This is a genomic window from Vibrio tritonius, assembly GCF_001547935.1.
GTDB classification, from domain to species: domain Bacteria; phylum Pseudomonadota; class Gammaproteobacteria; order Enterobacterales; family Vibrionaceae; genus Vibrio; species Vibrio tritonius.
The window spans coordinates 1,587,336-1,608,578 of record NZ_AP014636.1; the positions used below are offsets into that span (position 1 = coordinate 1,587,336).

20 protein-coding genes are annotated in these 21,243 nt (G+C 43.7%); 9 read left to right on the forward strand and 11 right to left on the reverse strand.

What is annotated here, in order from left to right:
* Positions 1-12: 12 nt before the first annotated feature.
* Positions 13-180: a hypothetical protein gene (locus tag JCM16456_RS23965; RefSeq protein ID WP_156430422.1), complete on the reverse strand. Its 168-nt coding sequence runs from the start codon at positions 178-180 to the stop codon at positions 13-15.
* Positions 181-259: 79 nt separating this feature from the next.
* Positions 260-1,810: a cryptochrome/photolyase family protein gene (locus JCM16456_RS22380; protein WP_068718650.1), complete on the reverse strand. Its 1,551-nt coding sequence runs from the start codon at positions 1,808-1,810 to the stop codon at positions 260-262.
* A 160-nt stretch (positions 1,811-1,970) separates the two neighbouring features.
* Between JCM16456_RS22380 and JCM16456_RS22385 the strand changes: the two genes are divergently transcribed.
* On the forward strand, positions 1,971-2,984 hold the full coding sequence (locus JCM16456_RS22385) for a GGDEF domain-containing protein (RefSeq protein WP_068718652.1): 1,014 nt from the start codon (positions 1,971-1,973) through the stop codon (positions 2,982-2,984).
* Positions 2,985-3,039: 55 nt separating this feature from the next.
* On the opposite strand, the gene JCM16456_RS22390 is transcribed toward JCM16456_RS22385, so the two are convergent.
* Positions 3,040-3,594 carry an aldolase/citrate lyase/malate synthase family protein gene (locus JCM16456_RS22390; protein ID WP_068718654.1) on the reverse strand — a complete coding sequence of 185 codons (555 nt, stop codon included), beginning with the start codon at positions 3,592-3,594 and terminating at the stop codon, positions 3,040-3,042.
* A gap of 171 nt (positions 3,595-3,765) precedes the next feature.
* On the opposite strand from JCM16456_RS22390, the gene JCM16456_RS22395 reads away from it, so the two are divergent.
* Together JCM16456_RS22395 and JCM16456_RS22405 are read left to right on the forward strand one after the other, a co-directional pair.
* On the forward strand, positions 3,766-5,295 hold the full coding sequence (locus JCM16456_RS22395; protein WP_068718656.1) for a DUF3612 domain-containing protein: 1,530 nt from the start codon (positions 3,766-3,768) through the stop codon (positions 5,293-5,295).
* 560 nt (positions 5,296-5,855) lie between these two features.
* On the forward strand, positions 5,856-6,461 hold the full coding sequence (locus tag JCM16456_RS22405) for an alpha-ketoglutarate-dependent dioxygenase AlkB family protein (RefSeq protein WP_068718660.1): 606 nt from the start codon (positions 5,856-5,858) through the stop codon (positions 6,459-6,461).
* Between the two features lie 11 nt (positions 6,462-6,472).
* Here the strand turns inward: JCM16456_RS22405 and JCM16456_RS22410 are convergent, their stop codons facing one another.
* A complete protein-coding gene (locus tag JCM16456_RS22410; protein ID WP_068718661.1) occupies positions 6,473-7,390 on the reverse strand; it encodes a DMT family transporter in 918 nt (305 codons plus the stop codon).
* Between the two features lie 93 nt (positions 7,391-7,483).
* Between JCM16456_RS22410 and JCM16456_RS22415 the strand changes: the two genes are divergently transcribed.
* On the forward strand, positions 7,484-8,446 hold the full coding sequence (locus JCM16456_RS22415; RefSeq protein WP_068718663.1) for a LysR substrate-binding domain-containing protein: 963 nt from the start codon (positions 7,484-7,486) through the stop codon (positions 8,444-8,446).
* Here the strand turns inward: JCM16456_RS22415 and JCM16456_RS23970 are convergent.
* Entirely contained in the window at positions 8,384-8,695 is a 312-nt protein-coding gene (locus JCM16456_RS23970; protein ID WP_156430630.1) for a hypothetical protein, read from the reverse strand. The genes JCM16456_RS22415 and JCM16456_RS23970 overlap by 63 nt on opposite strands.
* Positions 8,696-9,048: 353 nt before the next feature.
* Here JCM16456_RS23970 and JCM16456_RS22420 point away from each other — a divergent pair, with 353 nt between their 5' ends.
* Entirely contained in the window at positions 9,049-9,897 is an 849-nt protein-coding gene (locus tag JCM16456_RS22420) for a pirin family protein (RefSeq protein WP_068718665.1), read from the forward strand.
* Positions 9,898-10,034: 137 nt separating this feature from the next.
* On the opposite strand, the gene ppnP is transcribed toward JCM16456_RS22420, so the two are convergent.
* Positions 10,035-10,316 carry a pyrimidine/purine nucleoside phosphorylase gene (gene ppnP, locus JCM16456_RS22425; protein WP_068718666.1) on the reverse strand — a complete coding sequence of 94 codons (282 nt, stop codon included), beginning with the start codon at positions 10,314-10,316 and terminating at the stop codon, positions 10,035-10,037.
* Between the two features lie 378 nt (positions 10,317-10,694).
* On the opposite strand from ppnP, the gene JCM16456_RS22430 reads away from it, so the two are divergent.
* On the forward strand, positions 10,695-11,198 hold the full coding sequence (locus JCM16456_RS22430; RefSeq protein WP_082712419.1) for a DUF2850 domain-containing protein: 504 nt from the start codon (positions 10,695-10,697) through the stop codon (positions 11,196-11,198).
* On the opposite strand, the gene JCM16456_RS22435 is transcribed toward JCM16456_RS22430, so the two are convergent.
* Positions 11,199-12,566: a TrkH family potassium uptake protein gene (locus JCM16456_RS22435; protein ID WP_068718668.1), complete on the reverse strand. Its 1,368-nt coding sequence runs from the start codon at positions 12,564-12,566 to the stop codon at positions 11,199-11,201.
* Positions 12,563-13,225, reverse strand: coding sequence for a potassium channel family protein (locus JCM16456_RS22440; protein WP_068718670.1), 663 nt, complete (start codon positions 13,223-13,225; stop codon positions 12,563-12,565). Before JCM16456_RS22440 ends, JCM16456_RS22435 begins: the two co-directional genes overlap by 4 nt.
* A gap of 287 nt (positions 13,226-13,512) precedes the next feature.
* Between JCM16456_RS22440 and JCM16456_RS22445 the strand changes: the two genes are divergently transcribed.
* Entirely contained in the window at positions 13,513-14,616 is a 1,104-nt protein-coding gene (locus tag JCM16456_RS22445; RefSeq protein WP_068718672.1) for a mechanosensitive ion channel family protein, read from the forward strand.
* Positions 14,617-14,686: 70 nt separating this feature from the next.
* Here the strand turns inward: JCM16456_RS22445 and JCM16456_RS22450 are convergent, their stop codons facing one another.
* The 3 genes from JCM16456_RS22450 to dgcN are packed head-to-tail and all read right to left on the reverse strand — an operon-like array spanning position 14,687 to position 17,534.
* A complete protein-coding gene (locus tag JCM16456_RS22450; RefSeq protein WP_068718674.1) occupies positions 14,687-15,544 on the reverse strand; it encodes a D-amino-acid transaminase in 858 nt (285 codons plus the stop codon).
* An 11-nt stretch (positions 15,545-15,555) separates the two neighbouring features.
* Entirely contained in the window at positions 15,556-16,530 is a 975-nt protein-coding gene (dgcA, locus tag JCM16456_RS22455; protein WP_068718676.1) for an N-acetyl-D-Glu racemase DgcA, read from the reverse strand.
* Positions 16,530-17,534: an N-acetyltransferase DgcN gene (gene dgcN / locus JCM16456_RS22460; RefSeq protein WP_068718678.1), complete on the reverse strand. Its 1,005-nt coding sequence runs from the start codon at positions 17,532-17,534 to the stop codon at positions 16,530-16,532. The genes dgcA and dgcN overlap by 1 nt, the downstream gene beginning before the upstream one ends.
* 1,007 nt (positions 17,535-18,541) lie before the next feature.
* Here dgcN and JCM16456_RS22465 point away from each other — a divergent pair.
* Positions 18,542-19,918, forward strand: a complete 1,377-nt coding sequence (locus JCM16456_RS22465) for an alanine/glycine:cation symporter family protein (protein WP_068718680.1) — start codon at positions 18,542-18,544, stop codon at positions 19,916-19,918.
* A 61-nt stretch (positions 19,919-19,979) separates the two neighbouring features.
* Positions 19,980-21,056 carry an alanine racemase gene (alr, locus tag JCM16456_RS22470; protein WP_068718681.1) on the forward strand — a complete coding sequence of 359 codons (1,077 nt, stop codon included), beginning with the start codon at positions 19,980-19,982 and terminating at the stop codon, positions 21,054-21,056.
* Positions 21,057-21,243 lie beyond the last annotated feature (187 nt).

Genomic DNA, 21,243 nt, shown 5'->3' on the forward strand with positions numbered 1-21,243 from the left:
TTGAATACCTAGTTATTCTACGTAGAAAATCGGTAACGCAGCATAGGAACGAATACAACTCGCCCCTTGGGAGCTCATCAACAAGCCCATTTCTGCGCCCAATGACGTTGAAAGGGAATGACCATTCCTTCCGTCATTGAGCTTGACCTGTGCTCGTTGATGAAGCTCTGAAGTCTGCATCTTGAGGTCATTTGGGTATATTCAATGTACAAAAGCACGAAAGGCTTCTTCCTTGCCATTAAAAAGCAAATATCAAAACTCATAATTGTTCTATCCGTGCGAAATTTTCTTCAGCTGTCGCTAATATTTGCCCCTGAAGTTCAGGGGTAAATCGCTCCCAAACTCGATACATCATTTTCATTCGATGATTAGAGGAAAATCGTTCTCGATGGCGATATAAGAATGCCCAATACCACGCATTAAGAGGACAGGCATCAGAACCCACTTTCTCTTTCACTTGATATGGGCACTCTTTGCAATAATCACTCATCTTATTGATATAAGAGCCACTCGCAATATAAGGCTTAGTTGCGATTAACCCATCATCGGCAAACAAAGCCATACCACGAGTGTTGGGTAGCTCAACCCACTCTAAGGCATCGACATAAATACCCAGATACCAATCATCCACTTCATCTGGGCTGCATCCGGTCAACAACGCGAAGTTGCCAGTAATCATCAATCGTTGAATGTGATGCGCATAAGCGTAATCAAGTGATTGAGTAATCGCGGCACCGATACAGCGCATATGAGTCTTTCCATGCCAAAAATAGCTCGGCAATTTACGCTGGGCATCCAAGGCGTTTTTTTCCCTAAAGTCGGGCATATTGGCCCAGTACATACCGCGAACATATTCACGCCAGCCGAGAATTTGTCGAACAAATCCTTCCACTTGAGCTAACGTAACACTCTGGGTATGTTGACTGTAATAAGAGACGACGGCATCAATGACCTCCTTGGGACTAAGCAGTTTCACATTCAACACAAAAGAGAGTCGGCTGTGATAAAGGGACCATTGATGGGGAGAGTTGGCCGTCATGGCATCTTGAAAGCGGCCAAAGTTTACCAAACAGTGTTGGCAAAAATAGGCCAGCAGATTGAGTGCCTGCGCCCGGTTGATAGGCCACAATAAGGTTGACGTAGCAGTGCCGAAAGTCACAACAGAATGTCGGGTTAACCTCTGTAAGATTGCCTCGACCGAGTTAGTAAAGCAAAGTGGCGCTGGAATATCCGCTAAATCTGCCTTTTTCAACGCGTTGCGATTATCTTGATCGAAATTCCACTGTCCTCCAATAGGCTCGCCACCGGATGTCATCAAAATCTGGTGACGCTTGCGCATGCGCCGATAAAAATGTTCCATCAGAACCGACTTTCCTGTTGGAAAATCGGCTGCTAACTCATCGAAAGGCACCATAAAATGTTGAGAATCGTATTCTGTTTTCGTAACACCACTGGCGTGCCACTCTCGTAACTGCTGTAACAATCGATATTCGTCGGGAGTTTGATAAGCAAATTGAGAGATGTTGAACTGGGTGAGCAGAGACTCCAGCAAGTGCGGCAAGTCTCGATACGCTTGAGTATCATCTAGCGTGAGATACAGCACCTGATGGCCAGCTTCCTTTAACTCATGAGCAAACGACTCCATCGCCGCAAAAAAAGCACACACTTTCTGTACATGATGCTTAACATAGTCTGTCTCTTGTCTTAATTCTGCTAGCACATAAATGACGTTCGGGTCGACCTGTGTAAACCAATGATGTTCGCTATTCAGCTGATCACCGAGAATTAAGCGTAATGTGGTGTATTTCATACCATCCTCATTCCTTTAATGCGTGATTTTTACGCGGTCAATGTATGAAAGATCAATCTTGATGCAGAAAGCTTACACCAGCCTGTTATACTATGGATATCTTCCACGGTTTCCGTTTTCGGCCTGATAGTGTGCGGAGACCTTTAGCGAACAGTGACTCATGACCGACGAATTCAAAAAATCCACGGATAACCTAAAAAAAGCCGTGCCTTTAATGATGAAAAACATAGTGGCAACCACACCTGCCAACTACGCACTTTGGTACACTTATGTTGATAACGCCATTCCTGAAATGAATGCTCAAATCGACAACATCGTCAAACAAAATGGTGTTTGCCCTCCTTCCGCTAACGAGCAAATGTATCAGCAGTACATTGCAAGTAAAGCAGAAACCAGCATCAACGATCTCAAATCCAATTTGGAAGTATTAGTTGGCGAAATAACCAGTTCAATGAATGACACCTTAACCGACACCTCAGGCTTTTCATCATTAATAGATAAGAGTTTTAGTGACTTAGAAAGAGTCGAACGCGATAATCTTTCCATTGAAGAGGTCATGACCATCATCAGAAAACTGATTGTTGATTCACGTCAGATTCGCCATTCAACATCGTTTCTACATAATCAGCTCAATACCGCGACAGAAGAAATTACGCGTTTGAAAGATCAACTGGCTGAAGTACAAAAAGACGCACTATTCGATAGTTTAACCACCCTTTACAACCGTCGAGCGTTTGATCGTGACATTCAAACCTTATTTGAAATTGATCAACCTATGTGCTTGATCGTCGCCGATATTGACCATTTCAAAACATTAAACGATAGCTATGGCCATCTGTTTGGTGATAGCGTGATTCGAGCAATTGGTAAGCGCTTACAGTCATCATGTCGTGACGGAATTAATGCCTATCGCTTTGGTGGTGAAGAATTTATTTTGTTGGTTCCTCAGAAAAGTTTGCGTATTGCACGTCAATTTGCGGAAAGCCAGCGCCGCTCGCTAGAAAAACTGAATATTAAGGATCGCCGCACAGGCCAACAAGTCAGCAATATTACCGCGTCTTTTGGTGTTGCTGAACGCCTGCCACAAGATACGCCCACCTCACTACTCGAACGGGCCGACAAGATGCTGTATGAAGCGAAACACTTAGGGCGTAACCGAGTGATGCCGTTATAGAAAACACAACGCCCTGACTATGTCAGGGCGTTGTACCTTATGGAGTTCATTGCGCTTAAAGTTCGTAACAGTACGTTAAAAAGTACTCTTCACCACATTTACCGCGATACTCTTTATCTTCCGAACACGCTTGAGGACGTCCCTGCTCATCACCTTTCACTAGGCTAATCCAATGACGCATGCCAGATGTCTCATTAAACATGGTATTGGTTTCAAGCTGAATATCATCAATGGAAACTAATTGCACTTTTCCCGTTCCTTGATGACGCGCAATCAGAAGCTCTACATGACTCCCAGCCCCATCACGAAACAAAATAGACGTAGGACACTCTTTTTCACCGATAAACGCAGCAAACTGCTGGTTGTTGCTTAAACCACTGTGCGTACCGTCTTTGAAGTAGGCAAGAACATGATGATAGTCGATTTGGTAACTGGTCACATCCTGATGAGAACCTTGTTCCAGCGGGAAGAGACGATCTAAAAGCTGCTTGGCTTTGATCTGTTTCTCATCTTGCTGCCCAGCACTGATGTTTTCTACCGCAAACACATGCTCTGCAATAAACGGCGTTGAGTGGTGGGATGTTTTTTTGTCAAAAGTCAGCATGTTCATCTTTCGTTCCCTCTAGGATGTTTCACGTATTTGTTCTGTTTTATTGATGCCTTTCACTGTTCAAAGCGATTAACTGAATTTCAATCGGTTTTGTGACTCGGCCTACTTGGAAGAGTAATAGATTTATCACTACAATTTCACAACAAAAATTTTACACTGTGAATTTTACAAATGGCCGTGTCAAAAAGTCTTATTCGACAGTCCCATTTTTTGGGAACTAAAGTACGTAATTTGCGCAAACGTAACCATCTCACCATGGAAGATCTCTCTGCCCGTTGCATTCGGATCAACCCAGAGAATGCACCTTCTGTTTCCTACTTATCCATGATTGAACGTGGTAAACGGGTGCCAAGTGCCGAGATGCTGGAAGTGATCGCTGAAGTATTTCAAAAGCCACTAACTTGGTTTTTGGATGACGAACCCGATCAGGATGAACTCACCCCGGATAAAGGCAATCGCGGTGGTATCAGTGGTATGGCGCTGGAACCCAGCTTTCTGTTCTCGCGGGATATTTTGCAAATAGCGATTCCAGAAATGTTGTCACAAACGGGGATCACAGGTCGCCAATTCGCCCATTTACTTATCCGGGCTCATCAAGAAAGTTTGCAGAATCATTTTCCCGATTTAGAGCGCGCAGCCGAAGATATTGGGAAAAAACGACTTAATCTAGATGTTCAAGACCTACTCGACTTAGCCAATCAGGTAGGGCTCACGGTTCACTGGATAAAACGCACACCCAAGCAGGTAGTGGATGAGATGGGCATCAGTGCCAAACAGTTGGTCACCTCGTTTTTTGAACCGCCTGGTCATGTTTATCTCAATGAGATGTTAAAAGACTACCCCACTCGGCTAAAATACGACCTAGCCGTCTACATCGGTCATAACATACTACATACCAAAGACGGTTTAAAAAGTGTCTTAACCGTTGGCCACACGAATCGTTGGGAAGAGGAAACGACTCCAGCCGGTTCATCTGAATTGAACTCACAAGACATTTTACAAGCTTGGCGAGATTTCGAATCGAGCTTTTTTGCTGGCGCGCTATTATGCCCTAAGGTGCCATTTCGCCAATTACTGGACCGTAATGGATACGAGATAGATGTGCATAAAAAGGCCGGAGTTTCTCCATCGGTGGCCATGCGCCGCATGACGGTCGTTTCTCCCTACCCACACTGGCACTATTTCGATGCGTATGGTGAAGGAAAACTGAAAGCCGTCTACCGTGGTAACGGCATTCCACTACCATGGGGTAATATGCGCACCGTTAACGACCCTTGCCAACACTGGGCAGTCTTCCGTCGCTTAGCCCACCCACAGTCAGGAAGCTCAGCGCAGATTTCAATTCTTCACGTTGGTAATGAACCACGCATCTATTGCTGTGAATCGGTGAATATGACTGATGCTGCTGGCAATAATCGTGTGTTATGTGCCGGTATCGATCTCAACCCAGCCATTGAGGCTCAGGGCGGAGATGCCATCACTATCGCTGAGCAATTGAAAGCCTCATGTGTTAACCAAGGCGGCTCCACTGCAATTCCTCTACCGATAAAGCGCGATCTTAAAACCATTGCAAAGATACTGAATATCAATTGGATTGAGCGAGGAATTGAAACCGAAGCGCATTTGATTTGTTCACGAGGTGCGGTGTGCCCAAGAAATCCGAGCTGCTATTCAAACTGCCAAGATTCCAAATCAGAATGAGCTAAGAGGCAATCGTATAGCTGGTATAGGTAACGAAAAGAGAAATAGTACAGAGACGTAATAAACGAGCGGGCTATGGTTTTAAACAGACTATGGTTTTAAACAGGCTACGGTATTAAATAGCCTCTTTTTGTTGCTCATAGGCCAACAGATGCTGGGCTTCTCAACATACAGACAAAAAAAAGCCAATCACAATTAAAGTGGTTGGCTGTAGATATTTGTGAACAAATTTGGTCCACTAACAACGTCAGTTGGCTAGGTGACCCTCGGCTTAAGAAGGGTCACTGTCATATATGCAGGTAGCGTGCCAACTTTTAAAATGGCATATTTTATGGTTTTTATAACACTAAATAGGTAATTTCTGCTGATAAAATACGCATCAGGTGGAGTATTGCATTTGCAAAATGCGAATTCAGTTTCAAAACGCAAAGCATTTTTGCGCAACACATCAAATTTTCAATACAACATTCCCTAAGCGTTGCTTTGTGATTAAGTTGCTTTGTAATTAAAGTAATACCAATCACATCGACATCGCTTAACAGATTCATCTGGAGACGCCTATGGACCAACTTTCGCTTTTTGACCCAAACGCTCCTGCTTGGCAAGACGTTCTTAACGGTAAACTATTATGGGATCCCAGTTTCCTTACACCAGGCGAAGCCAATGTGTTGTTGAATCAGCTCATGAGTAATGTACCTTGGAAACAGGAATCAATTACTTTGTTTGGCAAATCCGTTAAGCAACCTCGTCTACAAACTTGGTATGGTGATAAGGGATATCACTATTCGGGGCTGACACTTCCCCCGACACCTTGGTTACCAGCTCTCCTCCCAATTAAACAAGCCTGCGAAGTCATTGCTGAGCAAGAATTTAATTCTGTTTTAATTAATTTGTATCGCGATGGGCAAGATTCGATGGGTTGGCATCAAGACAACGAAACGGAACTGGGTAAAAATCCGGTTATTGCTTCTCTATCGTTAGGAGAGTCACGTCGTTTTTTGTTAAGACATTTACATTGTAAATCTAAGTTGGAATACGAACTCAATTCCGGATCACTTTTGATCATGGGCGGCGAGTTACAACACTTTTGGCAACACTGTGTTCCCAAAACAGCGAGACCTAAAGAGCCTCGCATTAATCTGACGTTTCGTTACGTCAAGGGATGAGGAGCGACTCATCAAGCATGGCGCAGTCGCATCGCTTGCAGCGATTGAACTAACTTAGGTCCAAACCCAACAAACACCGTTGAGGCAACAATGAGTGTCAATCCAAGACGCTGCGCATTCGAATACTGAACATCGAAGAACAGCGTTTGCCACAATGCAGAGAACATCAAATTGGTAAAGATTAATGGTGCCAATTGCGAACCAGACTCCGCGATTCGATACGCTTTAGCTCGAAACAGTTGGGTATTGATGACAAGAAGGGCGATGGCAAACACTGCAATTCCCATCAAGACATCGTGACCCGTTAAGCTACCTGCTGGGGAAAACGAAAAAGGGGATGTCATGAGGAAAGGGGTTAGCGCTAGTGCTGCCATCACAAAACTCCACGCGTTCAGCTCCGTATTGCGCATATCACTTTTAGTCACACGATAAAGGCAAAGTTGCGAGCCGGCATTAAAGAGCCCCGCAAGAACGCCAATAGCCAATTCTGGACGCCAATGAATGCCAGACACATCACCAGCCAGTAACATTACCCCACTAAAGGTAATCACTAGACTGATTAAAGTAATGACTTTGAGCTGAACATGAAAAAACAGTTTTTCTAACAAAGGAATGAAAAGTGGTCCAGTACTAAACAAGACGACACTTTCCACCAAACTTAAGGTCTGCAGTGAGTAAATAAAACAGAGCTGACACCCTGCCATACATAGGGAGCGTAAAAAGAGCGCTTTACGCATGGCTTTCACCGGTAGACGGAAACGCGTCACCATCATCACAACCATCAGCAATACCCCAGGCAGAGCAAAACGCAAGAAAGCCAATTGCTGCGTTGCAAAGCTGTCTGAAAGGTATTTGGTCATTAACCCAGATAAAGACAAACTTAATGTTGAGCAAAGCATGAACGCGATGGCAAAAACTTGTGTTGGCATGGTGACTCCTTATTTCATGTCACCGATTATAAGAAGTGCTATGCTAGAAAAATAACGAGTAATATTAAACGGTCTTGTAAGAAAAACTTACCAATGCGCAAACTACTTCCTCTAAAATCTTTGTACACTTTTGTGGCGGTTGCCGAAACAGGCAGCATGACTGAAGCGGCAAAAGTACTTAATGTCAGTCATTCAGCCGTTAGCCAGGCGATCAAATCCATTGAAACACAGTTAGACCAACCGCTGTTCAACAGAATTGGGCGTAATGTAGAGTTAAACCATGCGGGTTATCGATACTACAAAAAAATTGGCCCATCGTTAGAGCATATTGTTGAAGCGACAGAGTCGATGTTACGCAAGCCAACCAATCACCGTTTAACTCTAAATATGATTACATCATTAGCGTTACATTGGTGGATTCCACGCGTACCAAAATTTCAACAAATCGCGCCATCACTTGATATCCGTATCTCAAATTTATCGGGACCTTTTTCCCTAGAAGCTGAGGGGGTAGATGTGGCACTGATTCATGGTATTAAGGATGAATGGCAAGATTATTACTGTGAAGAATTAGGCGATGATCAACTCGTGCTTGTGTGTCATCCAGAACTGGTACCAACTGGTGACCCTATCGATTTAGCTAACATCATTCTTCAGCACCCCATCATTATGGCAACCAGCTCAAGGCGAATTAACGACTGGAAGGTATGGTGCCAAGCTCACCAATTACCTCAGCCCCAACGGCAAAATAATTTATCATTCACCTCGTCAGCACAAGCAGTGCAAGCGGCTTACCGTAAACTGGGACTATTTGTTACCCATAAGATTTTTGTAAAAGAGAGCTTAGAGCAGGGCTTATTGGTTACGTTAGGCCAAGAAGTTCCACACCCAACTCAACGCTTTTTCTTTGCTTGCTCAGTCGACAAGCTCAAACAGGAAAGCGTGTTAACGCTGCGTCATTGGCTGAGAGCTGAATTTAACACTCCAACCTCATTAGGGCTTGAGCATGTAAACAAAACCAATACAAAGCAAGCAGAACACACTAAACCACAATAAGAAACGTTTTAATGGAGAAGCGGGATTGCGTGCACGCCGAGCACGACGTAAAGCAATAAGTTTGGCGCGACGCAGCAAGCTAAGGCGTTTAAGCCGCTTCTCCTCCAGCATATTCAACTCATGCTGTAGCTCCTGTTTTCGCTCGGCCTCGTTCGCCTTTTCGGTGTAACGGTGCAGTTGCTCCTTAGTGAAGTCTTCACTCGGATCATAACCATGGGGCGGTGGCGTTTTGTCATGAATGATTGGCATTTGGACCTCCCACTCTCTGGGACACAGTTTAAGTATATACACTGTTACGACAAACAATCTGGAAGCAGCCCCCGATAGTGACTTGGGTATAACACCTAAATATACCCAAATGACCTTCAGAGCTTCATCAACGAGCACAGGTCAAGCTCAATGACGGCAGGAATAAAACCTCCTCTTTGTCATCCTTGGCAAAGAGGAGCAGCTTGTCAGCAACTGCCTAACTATCAGAGCCAGAGCATAATTAGAAACAGCTATCTAGTTCGAATTTTTCGAATATGTTTCTCAATTCGCCCCCCTCATCATTTCCATAAGCCAACTCTAAAATAGTCGAAAATCCATTAGGAGAGTTTGTTATGACCACATTACGAGAGATACGCCAATTGATTCCTGCCCAACCAACATCGGATGGAGACGGAGTGAAAATTCGCCGTATTGCTGGATTCAATAACGCTGCTCTATCTCCATTTTTAATGGTAGATGAATTGAAATCAGATCAACGCGCTGACTATGTTGGTGGTTTTCCTCCCCACCCTCACCGTGGTATCGAAACCTTAACCTATATGATTCAAGGTCACTTTCAGCATCGAGACCATATGGGAAACATAGGCGAATTACGTAGCGGTGGCGCTCAGTGGATGGCTGCAGGCCGTGGTGTGATTCACAGCGAAATGCCAATTATGCAAGATGGCCAGTTGCTTGGTTTCCAAATTTGGATCAATCAGCCAGCAAAAGACAAAATGATTCCTGCTCGTTATCACGACTATCAGCCAGAAACGATCACAGAACTTCGTGATGAATCAATCGGTTTGGTTCGTGTTTTGGCGGGAAATTTAAATCTCAAAGAACAGACATTAACTGGGCCGCTCACTCAAACAGGCGTACCAGCCATGGTCGCCGATTGGCGTTCAACGGCAGGTCAAGAAATAGAAATCACCACACGTTCAACTGATAACACCATGGTTTATGTCTACCAAGGCAACATCGAAATACGAGATAAAGCGGTAAGGCAAGGTGAAATGGCCGTCATGACGAAAGGTGAATTACTGCAATTGGTCGCAAACGATAGTAGTGGTGTACTGATTTTTAACGGTCAGCCGATCAACGAACCTGTTGTGCATTATGGTCCATTTGTGATGAATAGCGTACAAGAGATCGAACAAGCGATTAACGACTTCAACAATGGCGTCTTTGAAACCTATTAGGGTTTACAGCATTTGGGTATAGGACCCATTCACTGCTTTTTCTGGCCTTGGTCGGATTTGAAACGTAAAACATCCATGCCATTTGTTTGTTTCAACCACACCGCATTGCGGTGTGGATTTTTTTAATGTGATAAATCTTAAAGGTATTCACACAAATAAGCAGTGTTAACACTCACTGTAAGCTCAAAAGATGAGTTACCCGCGACTTCAAATAAGTCACCATTGTTAAAAGTGTGCCACACTGTTTCGCCTTCGCGCTTTACCACTATCTGACCATTGACCACCGTCATTCGTTCAGGAGCACCAGTTGAAAAAGTGTATTCACCAGCAAGCATCACACCCACTGTAACGGCATTACCTTCCTGTTCAAAACCCAGTGATTTAACGGTACCATCAAAATAGCTATTTTCCTCGATCATTTGTTTTCTTCCTTGTTTGCAATTGAATAAATCACATGCGTGAAACCATTTCAACTCAGCAAAATGGTCAACTCAGTCAAAAGAGTGACCTAAGCCCACAAAAAGGCGTAGCAAGTCACAGCATATAATACTAACTGGCTAATTTCTCTACTCTATCCCCAAATTGGTCGCAAGACTTCGTCATACTCTCTATACTGACCATAAGTGGTTCAAAAGTAACCACTCAATATGCCATTGTGCGAATAGCAACACATGATAAATGAGCTATCGGTCTAGTTTTTGCACTTTACATTTGATTAAAAAACACCCTTTCCTCACTCTTGCGTCACATCGTGTCACCCGAGGCACTGTGTCACAATAACGAGGGGAGAACATTGAATGTCAGTATCAAGTAACCGCAATCAAACCTTGAGAGCCGTTCGTATGAGCAACATATTGCTAAATGAGAAAATTTTTAAAGCTGTGTTTTTCTCTATTTCCTTCGTTATTTTGGTGGTCTCCGGCGTTTATGGCTACGATGCTTATAAAGCCTACATAAATCCAAGTAACGTGTATGGTAAGTGGATCGAAGTTGGTACTCCAACATACCAAACAGATATTTTGCGATTGTCAGAAAAAGGCGTTTATCGCAACAATCACCTGATAAGCACCACTTTTGAGTTCAATGGCAGTACCGTTTCTATTTCTACTGGTGATGGTGTCACTAAATACGAACTCACCGGTGGCGAAACGGCACCACAATTAAAACGAGTTAAACCGAGTTTACCTTCTCAGACCTTGGTTAAACATGGTTATGAACACAAAGTTGAAGCAACAGCAGCCTCTAACGGCTCACAGGACCGACGTCTAATGCTGTCGGAACACTTCAAAGAAGGCAAGTAATTAGCCAGTTAACACGTTATCCTCTGGATATTTCAATAAGGTTGGCTCAGGACGAGCCAACATATAGGCCAAAGTCAAAGGTCCTAAACGTCCCACTATCATCACCACAATAATAATACACTTTCCAGGTTCACTTAATTGAGCCGTTAACCCAGCGGTAAGCCCTACCGTCGCAAACGCCGAAATGGTTTCAAACACCACCTGAGCGAACGTCGCTTGTTCCGTTATCATCAACAAAAACATCGCTAGGGTCAAAATAGCACCACTCACAACAATGATTGCCAGTGCCTTAGTGACCGTAGGCCAACTGACCGTACGGCGAAACATAACTACGTGAGGTTTTTGGCGTAAAAAGCTCCATGTAGCAACCAATGCCACCATAAAGGTGGATACTTTTATCCCGCCGCCAGTCGATGTTGAGCCTGCACCTATCAGCATCAATAAAATCATAATCAGTAATGCTGGCTGGGTAAATGCACCAATATCAACACTGTTAAAACCGGCAGTACGCGCGCTTGCTGATTGGAAAAAAGCCGCCAGCCATTGAGATGAAGTAGAAAGAGGGGCTAAGGTTTGGGGGTTATGACGTTCGAGAAGATAGAACAGTAATGTACCGACCGCGAGTAACGTGGGTGTCGCCGTCAGCATAATTTTGCTGTGGAGATGTAATCGATGCCAGCCTTTTATACCATTTGCCCACACATCACCAATCACGGTAAAACCAAGCCCACCAAGAATAAACAATCCCGATAACGTAATGATAACAAGAGGATCGCCCACATAACCAGTTAAGCTATTTGAAAATAGGGAAAAACCAGCATTGTTAAATGCCGACACTGCATGAAACAGAGCCAAAAACAGCCCTTCTCCCCACCCTAATTGGGGAACCCATCGCCAAGCAAGCAGCGCCATTCCCAACAATTCAGTGAGCAAAGCAAAGGTCATGATTTTCTTAACCAATGATCTCAGATTGATCCCGCGCTCTTGGCCCAATGCTTCTTTTGCTAACGCTTGCTGTTGCAAGCTTAACCTTACGCCAAATAGATACAACAGAACGGCCGAAAGCGTCATCTGCCCTAAACCACCTACTTGCATTAAAAGCAGCAGCAATACTTGTCCAGCGCGAGTAAAATGTTGTCCGGTATCAACCACACCAAGCCCTGTAACACTGATGGCCGACGTTGCCGTGAACAGAGCATCAATAAGACTTAATCCATTGACAGAAAAGATAGGTAAAGTCAGTAAAAATGCTGCTGGTAACAGCACCAAAAGAAAAGTGATAAAGATAACTCGAGGTTCATTACCCTTATTATTGTGTTTCTTGTTCTGATAATTGAAGAACCGACCACCTTGTGGTTGATACATCATAGTGATTTTAGCCCCTTGGTCAGAGTCAACTGAGGACCAACCACAATGAGCATGTCACCAATTTCTAATTCAATGTCCAGATCTGGTGTCGGATGAACATGCGCTCCGCGCTTAAAACCTAAAATAAGCACACCCTCTCGCTCAGCAAAGGGCAAATCCGCAATCTTTTTCCCCATCAGTTTTGAGCCAATCACGATTTCAGTCATGGCGAGTCCACTGCCTAACTCTTGAAATTCCAACACACGCTTGTCCAGCATTTTGCGGGCAACACGGACTCCCATATCACGCTCAGGCATGATGATATGGTCGGCGCCAATTTTCTGTAAGATCTTTACATGTGCTTTATCATTGGCTTTAACCCAAACCGACTTAGCCCCTAAATCTTTAATGACAAGCGTGGCTAACATTGAAGAATTCACATTTTCACCAATCGAAACCATCACCATATCGTATTCATTTAATTTAAGCTCAGCGACGGTTTCTTCACTGGTACAATTAGCAACGATTGCCTGCGTAGCAATGTTGGCTGCCACTTTTACTTTTTCTTCATCAACATCGATAGCAAGTACCTGCGCACCTGAATCGACTAATTCCTGACATACAGATAGACCAAAACGACCTAACCCAACCACCGCGAACTGTTTATCTCTAAATTTCATACTAAGCCTTAATATTGTTATTGTGTCTGTTATTTTCTACGTAGAATAACTAGGTATTCAAATCGGTGCCTTGCCTATGAGCGAATACATTCTCGCTGAAACAGCATATTGAGGTATATTAAGCCGAACAAATTCCCATATGTCTATATTATCGTCATGCGTTACCGTTGAATAACACCACTCCTCCAACTAATTCGCCCCCGTTAAACAAGGGTGGTTATTGGTGGTTAACAACACTGATTTCTGTTACTTTTGAACTGCATAATTGATACACAGTAATAGGATATATGAACGAATTTATTCAACTGCTAAAAGACTCACCCTACCTTAAAGATTGGGATAACAGCGTTGTTTTGATTACATTAGCAAGCTTGGTCGCTTGGGGGTTATGGCGCTTCACTTACACCAAATTACTCTCTCTGTCTGAACGTACCAGTTTTCACTGGGATGACTTGCTATTACACGCATTAAAAACACCAGTGAGTACATTAATCTGGTGCTGGCCAGCCACTATTTCTGTGGGCCTATTGCTTGAAGATAACTTTAAAACACAGTTTAACTGGCTTGCCCAGCTTAAATTATTAATGGTGATTTCGATCTGTGTTTGGATCTTGATTCGTCTCGTTACCGAAATTGAGCGCCAATTTCTTAAAGACAAAAAACGTGACGAAACCACAGTGCAAGCGGTGGCGAAAGTAGCTCGAACCTTCTTTGTTGTTATTGGCCTACTTTCCTTTATGCAAGCATTCGGTTTAAGCCTTTCTGGTTTACTAACCTTCGGTGGTGTCGGTGGTTTGATTGTGGGTCTTGCGGCAAAAGACCTGTTATCTAACTTCTTTGGCGGCATGATGATCTATTTTGACCGCCCATTCAAAGTCGGGGAATGGATTCGCTCTCCAGACCGCCAAATCGAAGGCACTGTCGAGCGTATCGGATGGCGTATGACCATCATCCGTACTTTCGATAAACGACCACTTTACGTACCAAACTCCGTATTCAGCAACATCATTGTTGAAAACCCATCACGCATGCTTAATCGACGAATTAATGAAACCATTGGTTTACGGTATGAAGATAGCACCAAAATGGATACCATTATTGCGCAGGTGAAAGAGATGCTGGAAAATCACCCGGAAATTGATAATCACCAGACATTAATTGTTAACTTCAATGCGTTTGGTCCATCTTCGCTCGATTTCTTTATTTATACATTCACTAAAACCGTTAACTGGATTCGATATCATGAGGTAAAACAAGACGTTTTACTGAAGATTGTCGAGATCATCCGTAACAATGATGCAGACATCGCGTTCCCAACTCGGACATTGTTCATCGAACCGACTCAAACGGATGCGATATTATCTCAAGCAGCACAACCGGCTGCAAAGTAACGGCCATGAATAAAAAGCCCTCCACACAATGTGGAGGGCTTTTTTGCAGGCAGTGTTGAAAGATAAATCGTTATTCAGCCAATTCCAGTGCAGTATTAATGTAGATATCACGCAGTTTTAGCGCCAATGGACCTGGCTTGCCGTTACCAATCGCTTTGTCGTCGATGGCGACCACTGGCCAGATAAAGGTAGTGGCAGAGCTGATGAACGCCTCTTTAGCAGCATAGGCCTCTTCGATGGTGAAGTAGCGCTCTTCAATTTTAAAATCAAAATCATTCGCCAACTTCATCAATGAAGCACGAGTAATGCCGTGCAAAATATCATTGCTAAGAGGTCGTGTAACAATGGTGTTATCTTCGGTAACGATGTACGCGTTGCTTGAACCACCTTCCGTCACAAAGCCATCTTCAATCAACCAAACATCGTCGGCATTGGCTGCATGAGCCATATGTTTAGCCAGACACGCAGGGAGAAGTTGTGTGGTTTTAATGTCACGACGACGCCAGCGAATATCATCAATGGAGATAACGCGAATACCTGTTTCCGTTTTCGCACTTTTAATCAATGAGCGGGCTTGCGTGAACAGAACTAAGGTAGGCTCTATACTGTCACTAAACGAGAAATCACGGTCCCCTTCATCACCACGAGTCAATTGCAGATAAATTCCCCCTTCAACTAACGCGTTTTTTTCAACCAAGGTCTTTTGAATGGCGGTTAACTCTCCACCGGTGACTGGAAGTTTAAGTCCAAGTTCTTTACATGAGCGTTCTAAACGCGCTAAGTGACCAGCATTATCAATCAATTTTCCGTCAAGAACGGCTGTCACTTCATAAACAGCGTCAGCAAACAGAAAGCCACGGTCAAAGATCGAAATCTTTGCTTCGGATTCGGCGATGTACTCACCATTTAAATAAACTGTACGTTCCATCGTTTTTTCTCCTAGCCCCACAACGTTGTTGCAAAAGGCATCATCGTATTTTGTTCAAATTCAAATCCATCATCGATATCCGCGCTTAACAGCAAAGGACCATCAAGATCAACCACCTCAACGCCTTGAGCGGCAACAAACGCGGGTGCCATGCTTAATGATGAAGACAACATGCAACCGACCATGATATGTAACCCAGCTTGTTGCGCCTCACTCTTAAGCGCTAAAGCCTCAGTTAACCCACCGGTTTTATCCGTTTTGATATTGATCATGTCATAGCGGCCAATCACCTTGGTGAGGCTGGCACGATCATGACAAGATTCGTCAGCACAGATAGGAATAGGTCGTTCTAAATGATCAAGCGCATCATCCCCATCGGCAGGGAAAGGTTGTTCGATCATAGCAACATCAAGTTTGACTAGCTCAGGAATCAGTTTGACATAAACGTCTTCAGACCAAGCTTCATTAGCATCCAAAATGATTTTCGCATTGGGCGCGCCGCGTCGTACCGCTTGCACTCGCTCTAAATCCTCAGGACCACCCAACTTCAATTTAAGTAATGGACGAAATGCATTTTCAATGGCAGATTGTTCCATCTTCTGCGGGGTATCTAAAGACAAGGTAAATGCCGTCGTCAGTGACGTTGGCTGCACCGCAACCTTATCCCAAATAGACTGACCAGAAGCCTTACATTCAAGATCCCACATGGCACAATCCACGGCATTACGCGCAGCCCCCGAAGGCAGAGCATCTTGCAATGCATCACGAGTCAAACCTTGTTCAAGCGCGGGAATAACCGACTCAATTTGGGTCATAACACTCGCAATCGATTCTCCATAGCGAGCGTAAGGAACACACTCGCCACGTCCACGATATCCACCCTGCTCAAGATGAACAATGATGGTTTCAGCCTTGGTCTTTGAACCGCGGGAGATAGTAAAACTCCCACGGATTGGCCAAGTCTCAGTAGTGACAGTGACCTTCATTACAACTCCAATAAACGATCAACGATGCGAGCCACACCTTGGCGGAATGGGTCAACAACAGGTAAGCCAAGTTCTGATTCGACTTTATCCATGTATTCCAAAGCCGCTTTTTCTTCAAGCGCAGAGGTGTTAATTGATACCCCAACAAACTGCACTTTGGGATTGGTCAAACTTGCTGTGGCGATGTTGCGTTCCATACACTCTTTCAAACCTGGTAGAGCATAATCTGGTAAACCACGCATATGGGTACGAGTAGGCTCATGACAAAGAACCAATGCATCCGCTTGAGCGCCATGAATTAGGCCTGTAGTAACACCTGCAAATGAAGCATGGAACAGAGAACCTTGACCTTCAATCACATCCCAGTGACCATCACCGTTCGCTGGAGAAATAGTTTCTATTGCACCAGAGATAAAATCAGCGACCACGGCATCCGCACTTACGCCAGCACCAGAGATCAAAATACCTGTTTGACCGGTTGCGCGAAAATCGGCATCAACACCACGATCTTTCAGCTCTTTTTCAATCGCTAAAGAGGTGTACATTTTACCTACCGAGCAGTCAGTACCAACCGTTAACACACGCTTACCTGAGCGTTTTTTACCACTAGCAACTGGGTATGTTTGAGTTGGGAAACGAACATCATAGAGTTTGCAACCATTACGAGCGGCACTTTCGACTAACTCCGGAATATCGTTTAAACGATTATGTAAACCAGCGGCAATATCCATACCCGCATCAAGCGCTTCTAATAAAACACTGACCCATTCTTTAGAAATAATGCCACCACGGTTTGCCACACCAATAACTAACGTTTTCGCGCCTGCTTTTGCAGCGGCATCAATACTGATATCGTCTAAACCGATATCGGCATTACAACCTTCTAAACGAAATTGGCCCATGCACGCTTCTGGACGCCACGTTTTTATTCCTTGAGCCACTTTAGCGGCTAATGAATCGGCTGCGTCGCCTAAAAATAGCAAATAAGGTTGTTTAAGTTCCATCTTTCTCTCTCCATCGAGCAATCAGTCATTGTACTGGTGATTAATGTTGCATTTCATTCAGTTCTATAGTGCAAAATACATGACAATAAATTTGTGTAAATGATGAAATTAAGTCAATAAAATCAAAACATAGTGAATAACCATGCAATAAACCCACTTAAATTTACATATTTATGTAGTTTTACAATCAGATCACATTTTTATTAGATATGCTAAAAAATAAACAAACCTCAGATGATAATAAAAGATTTGACACTTATATTTAGAATATCCCGTTAGAATCTAACCATATTTAATTTTATATAATTTTGTTCTATCACCTTAGATATAGTCATTTAATCCAAACTTAATTTTGCCAAAATTAATATAAAAAATCTGAAATAGATCACATAATAATTTAATTAGAGAAAAAGAACCGTATTATCAAACCACTATTTTATGCACCAATTTAGTTAATCATGCAGATATTTAGCCCCAAAACAGTGCAATAATGAATAAAAACACACTTTCCCACTCAAACAAGAGGCGAGTATTGACCCTATTATTTGTGCGTAAATAAGCCTTTAACATTTAGATAAATTAGCAGGTTAAAATTTTGTTTTTTATTTTCATTTAAGATTTTTATAAAAACAAAGCTCGTTTTCTATTGGTTATTTAACAGATTATATCACCAGCATATCGTTCTATTTTTTAGGGTAATTCTGACGTCTACGCTAGGTTGGTAACAAATGTTAATCTTTGGTCTATATATTGCTAACGAATATACCCAAATGACCTCAAGAGGCAGACTTCAGAGCTTCATCAACGAGCACAGATCAAGCTCAATGATGGAAGGAATGGTCATTCCCTTTCAACGTCATTGGGCGCAGAAATGGGCTTATTGAGGTTACTTGGGTATAGAAGAAAAATCTAAACACACTCCTATTGACTGGAAAATCGTGTAATGACATTTAGCGATAATTAAGGAATGCATTCAGTACATAAGGGACCAATTGAGAGAGACAAGGATGGAACTGATTCAAGAGATATTAGGGAAAATTAATGGCTTAGTATGGGGTGTTCCTATGTTAGTCATGATCTTAGGTGTCGGCATTTTTCTAAACCTAGGATTGAAGTTTATGCCGCTATTTAACATTGGTCGAGCTTTCAAACTGATGTGGAGTGGACGCCAACCCAGTGAGAAAGGGAAAGGGGAAATCCCTCCTTTTCAAGCATTGATGACCGCACTTTCTGCTACCGTTGGTACGGGCAATATTGCCGGCGTAGCCACCGCTGTGTTCATTGGTGGTCCTGGCGCACTTTTCTGGATGTGGATGACCGCCTTACTCGGTATGGCAACCAAATTTGCTGAAGCGGTACTTGCAGTCCACTTTCGTGAAAAGGACAAAAATGGGGCCTATGTGGGTGGCCCAATGTACTACATCAAAAATGGCATGGGAGCCAAATGGAAATGGCTGGGTAGCCTATTTGCCCTATTTGGTACTGTCGCCTGTTTTGGTATTGGTAATGGTGTACAAATCAACTCTATTGCTCAAGTGTTGGATACAACATTTTCTATTTCACCACTGGTGGTCGGAATTGTGGTCATGGTACTTGCAGGCGCAGTGCTGCTTGGGGGCATTAAACGTATCGGCGCCTTTGCCGGAGCCTTGGTTCCTTTTATGGCGGTCGCATACATCCTCTGTGGTTTGGTCATTTTAATCTCAAATGCTAACGCTATTTTGCCGGCCATTGGTACGGTATTGGAAGAAGCGTTCAGCCCATCTTCTGCTCAAGGTGGTTTCGCGGGTGCAACCGTATGGATGGCAATTCGTTACGGCGTGGCTCGCGGTGTGTTTTCTAACGAAGCTGGCTTAGGTTCTGCTCCTATTGCTCATGCTAGTGCTCATACTGATGACCCCGTTCGTCAAGGCCTGATTGCTATGTTGGGTACGTTTATTGACACCATTTTGATTTGCTCAATTACTGGATTAGTTATCATCATCACCGGTCAATGGACTACTGGTGAGTCAGGTGCAGCGTTAACCTCTGCTGCTTTTGATCACGTTCTGCCCGGTATTGGCGGTTATTTAGTGGCAATATCTCTGGCCATTTTTGCCTTCACTACCATCGTCGGTTGGTCAGTTTATGGGGAGCGCTGTGCAACCTATCTATTCGGCCACAAAGCAGTTCTGCCATTTCGCATTATTTTTGTTCTCGCTCTGCCAGTCGGCGCAACCATGTCACTCGACTTTGTTTGGCTACTTGGCGACACCCTTAACGCAATGATGGCGATTCCAAACTTAATTGCACTAGCAGTACTTAGCCCGGTGGTGATTAAACTGACAAAAGGCTATTTTGCTTCCGAACGCCAAGCGGAAGCGATCACTATGGAAAATAACTAAGTAAGTTGAATCCTCCTCATCAATGGGGAGGGTTAACTTCGATAAAAAATCAGGAAAGATTATGATTACAGCACAAGCCGTCATTGACTTAACCGCCTTGCAAAAAAACTACGACCATTTAAAAAATAGGTTAGAAAATCAGAAACTTATCGCAGTAGTAAAAGGGGATGCGTATGGCCACAATTCTGTCGAAGTAGCCAAAGCACTCCCTCAAGCAGACATGTTTGCCGTGTCGAGAATTGAGGAAGCGGTAGAACTGCGTGAAGCTGGAATTTCTCAACCCATCCTCCTTTTGGAAGGATGTTTCTGCAAAGAAGATCTTGAAACTGCGGCCGAATTGGAGTTACATACAGCAATCCACTGTCAGGAAACGCTACGCGATCTTGAAGATGCCCAGTTAACCAAACCCATTTCAGTTTGGTTAAAAGTCGACACTGGGATGCACCGTATTGGTGTCCAACCTCACGAAGTTTCAGACTACGTTAGTAAAATTGAACGAACTGGAAAAATTGCCGGAAACGTTGGGTTTATGAGTCACTTTAGTTGCGCGGATGATCTCGATTCCCCCGCAACTTTGCAACAAATAGCCCTCTTTAAAAAGGCAACAAGCCAATATGCTGGTCCGAAATCCTTAGCTAATTCCGCCGGAATTCTTTTCTGGCATGATGCTTATTTTGAAGTATGCCGTGGCGGGATAGCCATCTATGGCGTTTCACCCTGTGAAGGTAAAACTGGACGCCAGCACGGTTTACAACCAGTAATGACATTGAAGTCCAAGCTTATCGCGGTAAGACAACACCAAGCGAATCAACCTGTTGGTTACAGCCAAACTTGGACTGCTCAACACGACACTATCATCGGTGTTATCGCGCTGGGCTATGGTGACGGATTTCCGCGCACCGCTCCACAGGGAACCCCTGTGTACGTAAATGGACGTATCGTACCTATCTCAGGCCGAGTGTCCATGGATATGATAACCGTTGACTTAGGTCCTAATGCCCAGGACAAAGTGGGAGATGACGTGGAGTTTTGGGGTAATAACTTACCAGTAGAAACTGTTGCAGCTCATATCGGAACCATTCCTTATGAACTCATGATCAAGTTAACCAAACGAGTAAATAAACGGTTTATTCGTTAACCTCAACTCTTCTAGGGAAAAATACTGGCTATTTTTCCCTATCTCTATGCTTACGTGCATCGTCATACACGCCACTCTCAAACTGCCTGTCTTCTTCCCAGAAACGAATAGACAGCTTTGCCCTCTGAATCCGACCTTATGTTCGCTAGATAAATGAGCGACCAGAGACCTTAGGAACAGCTTTTGT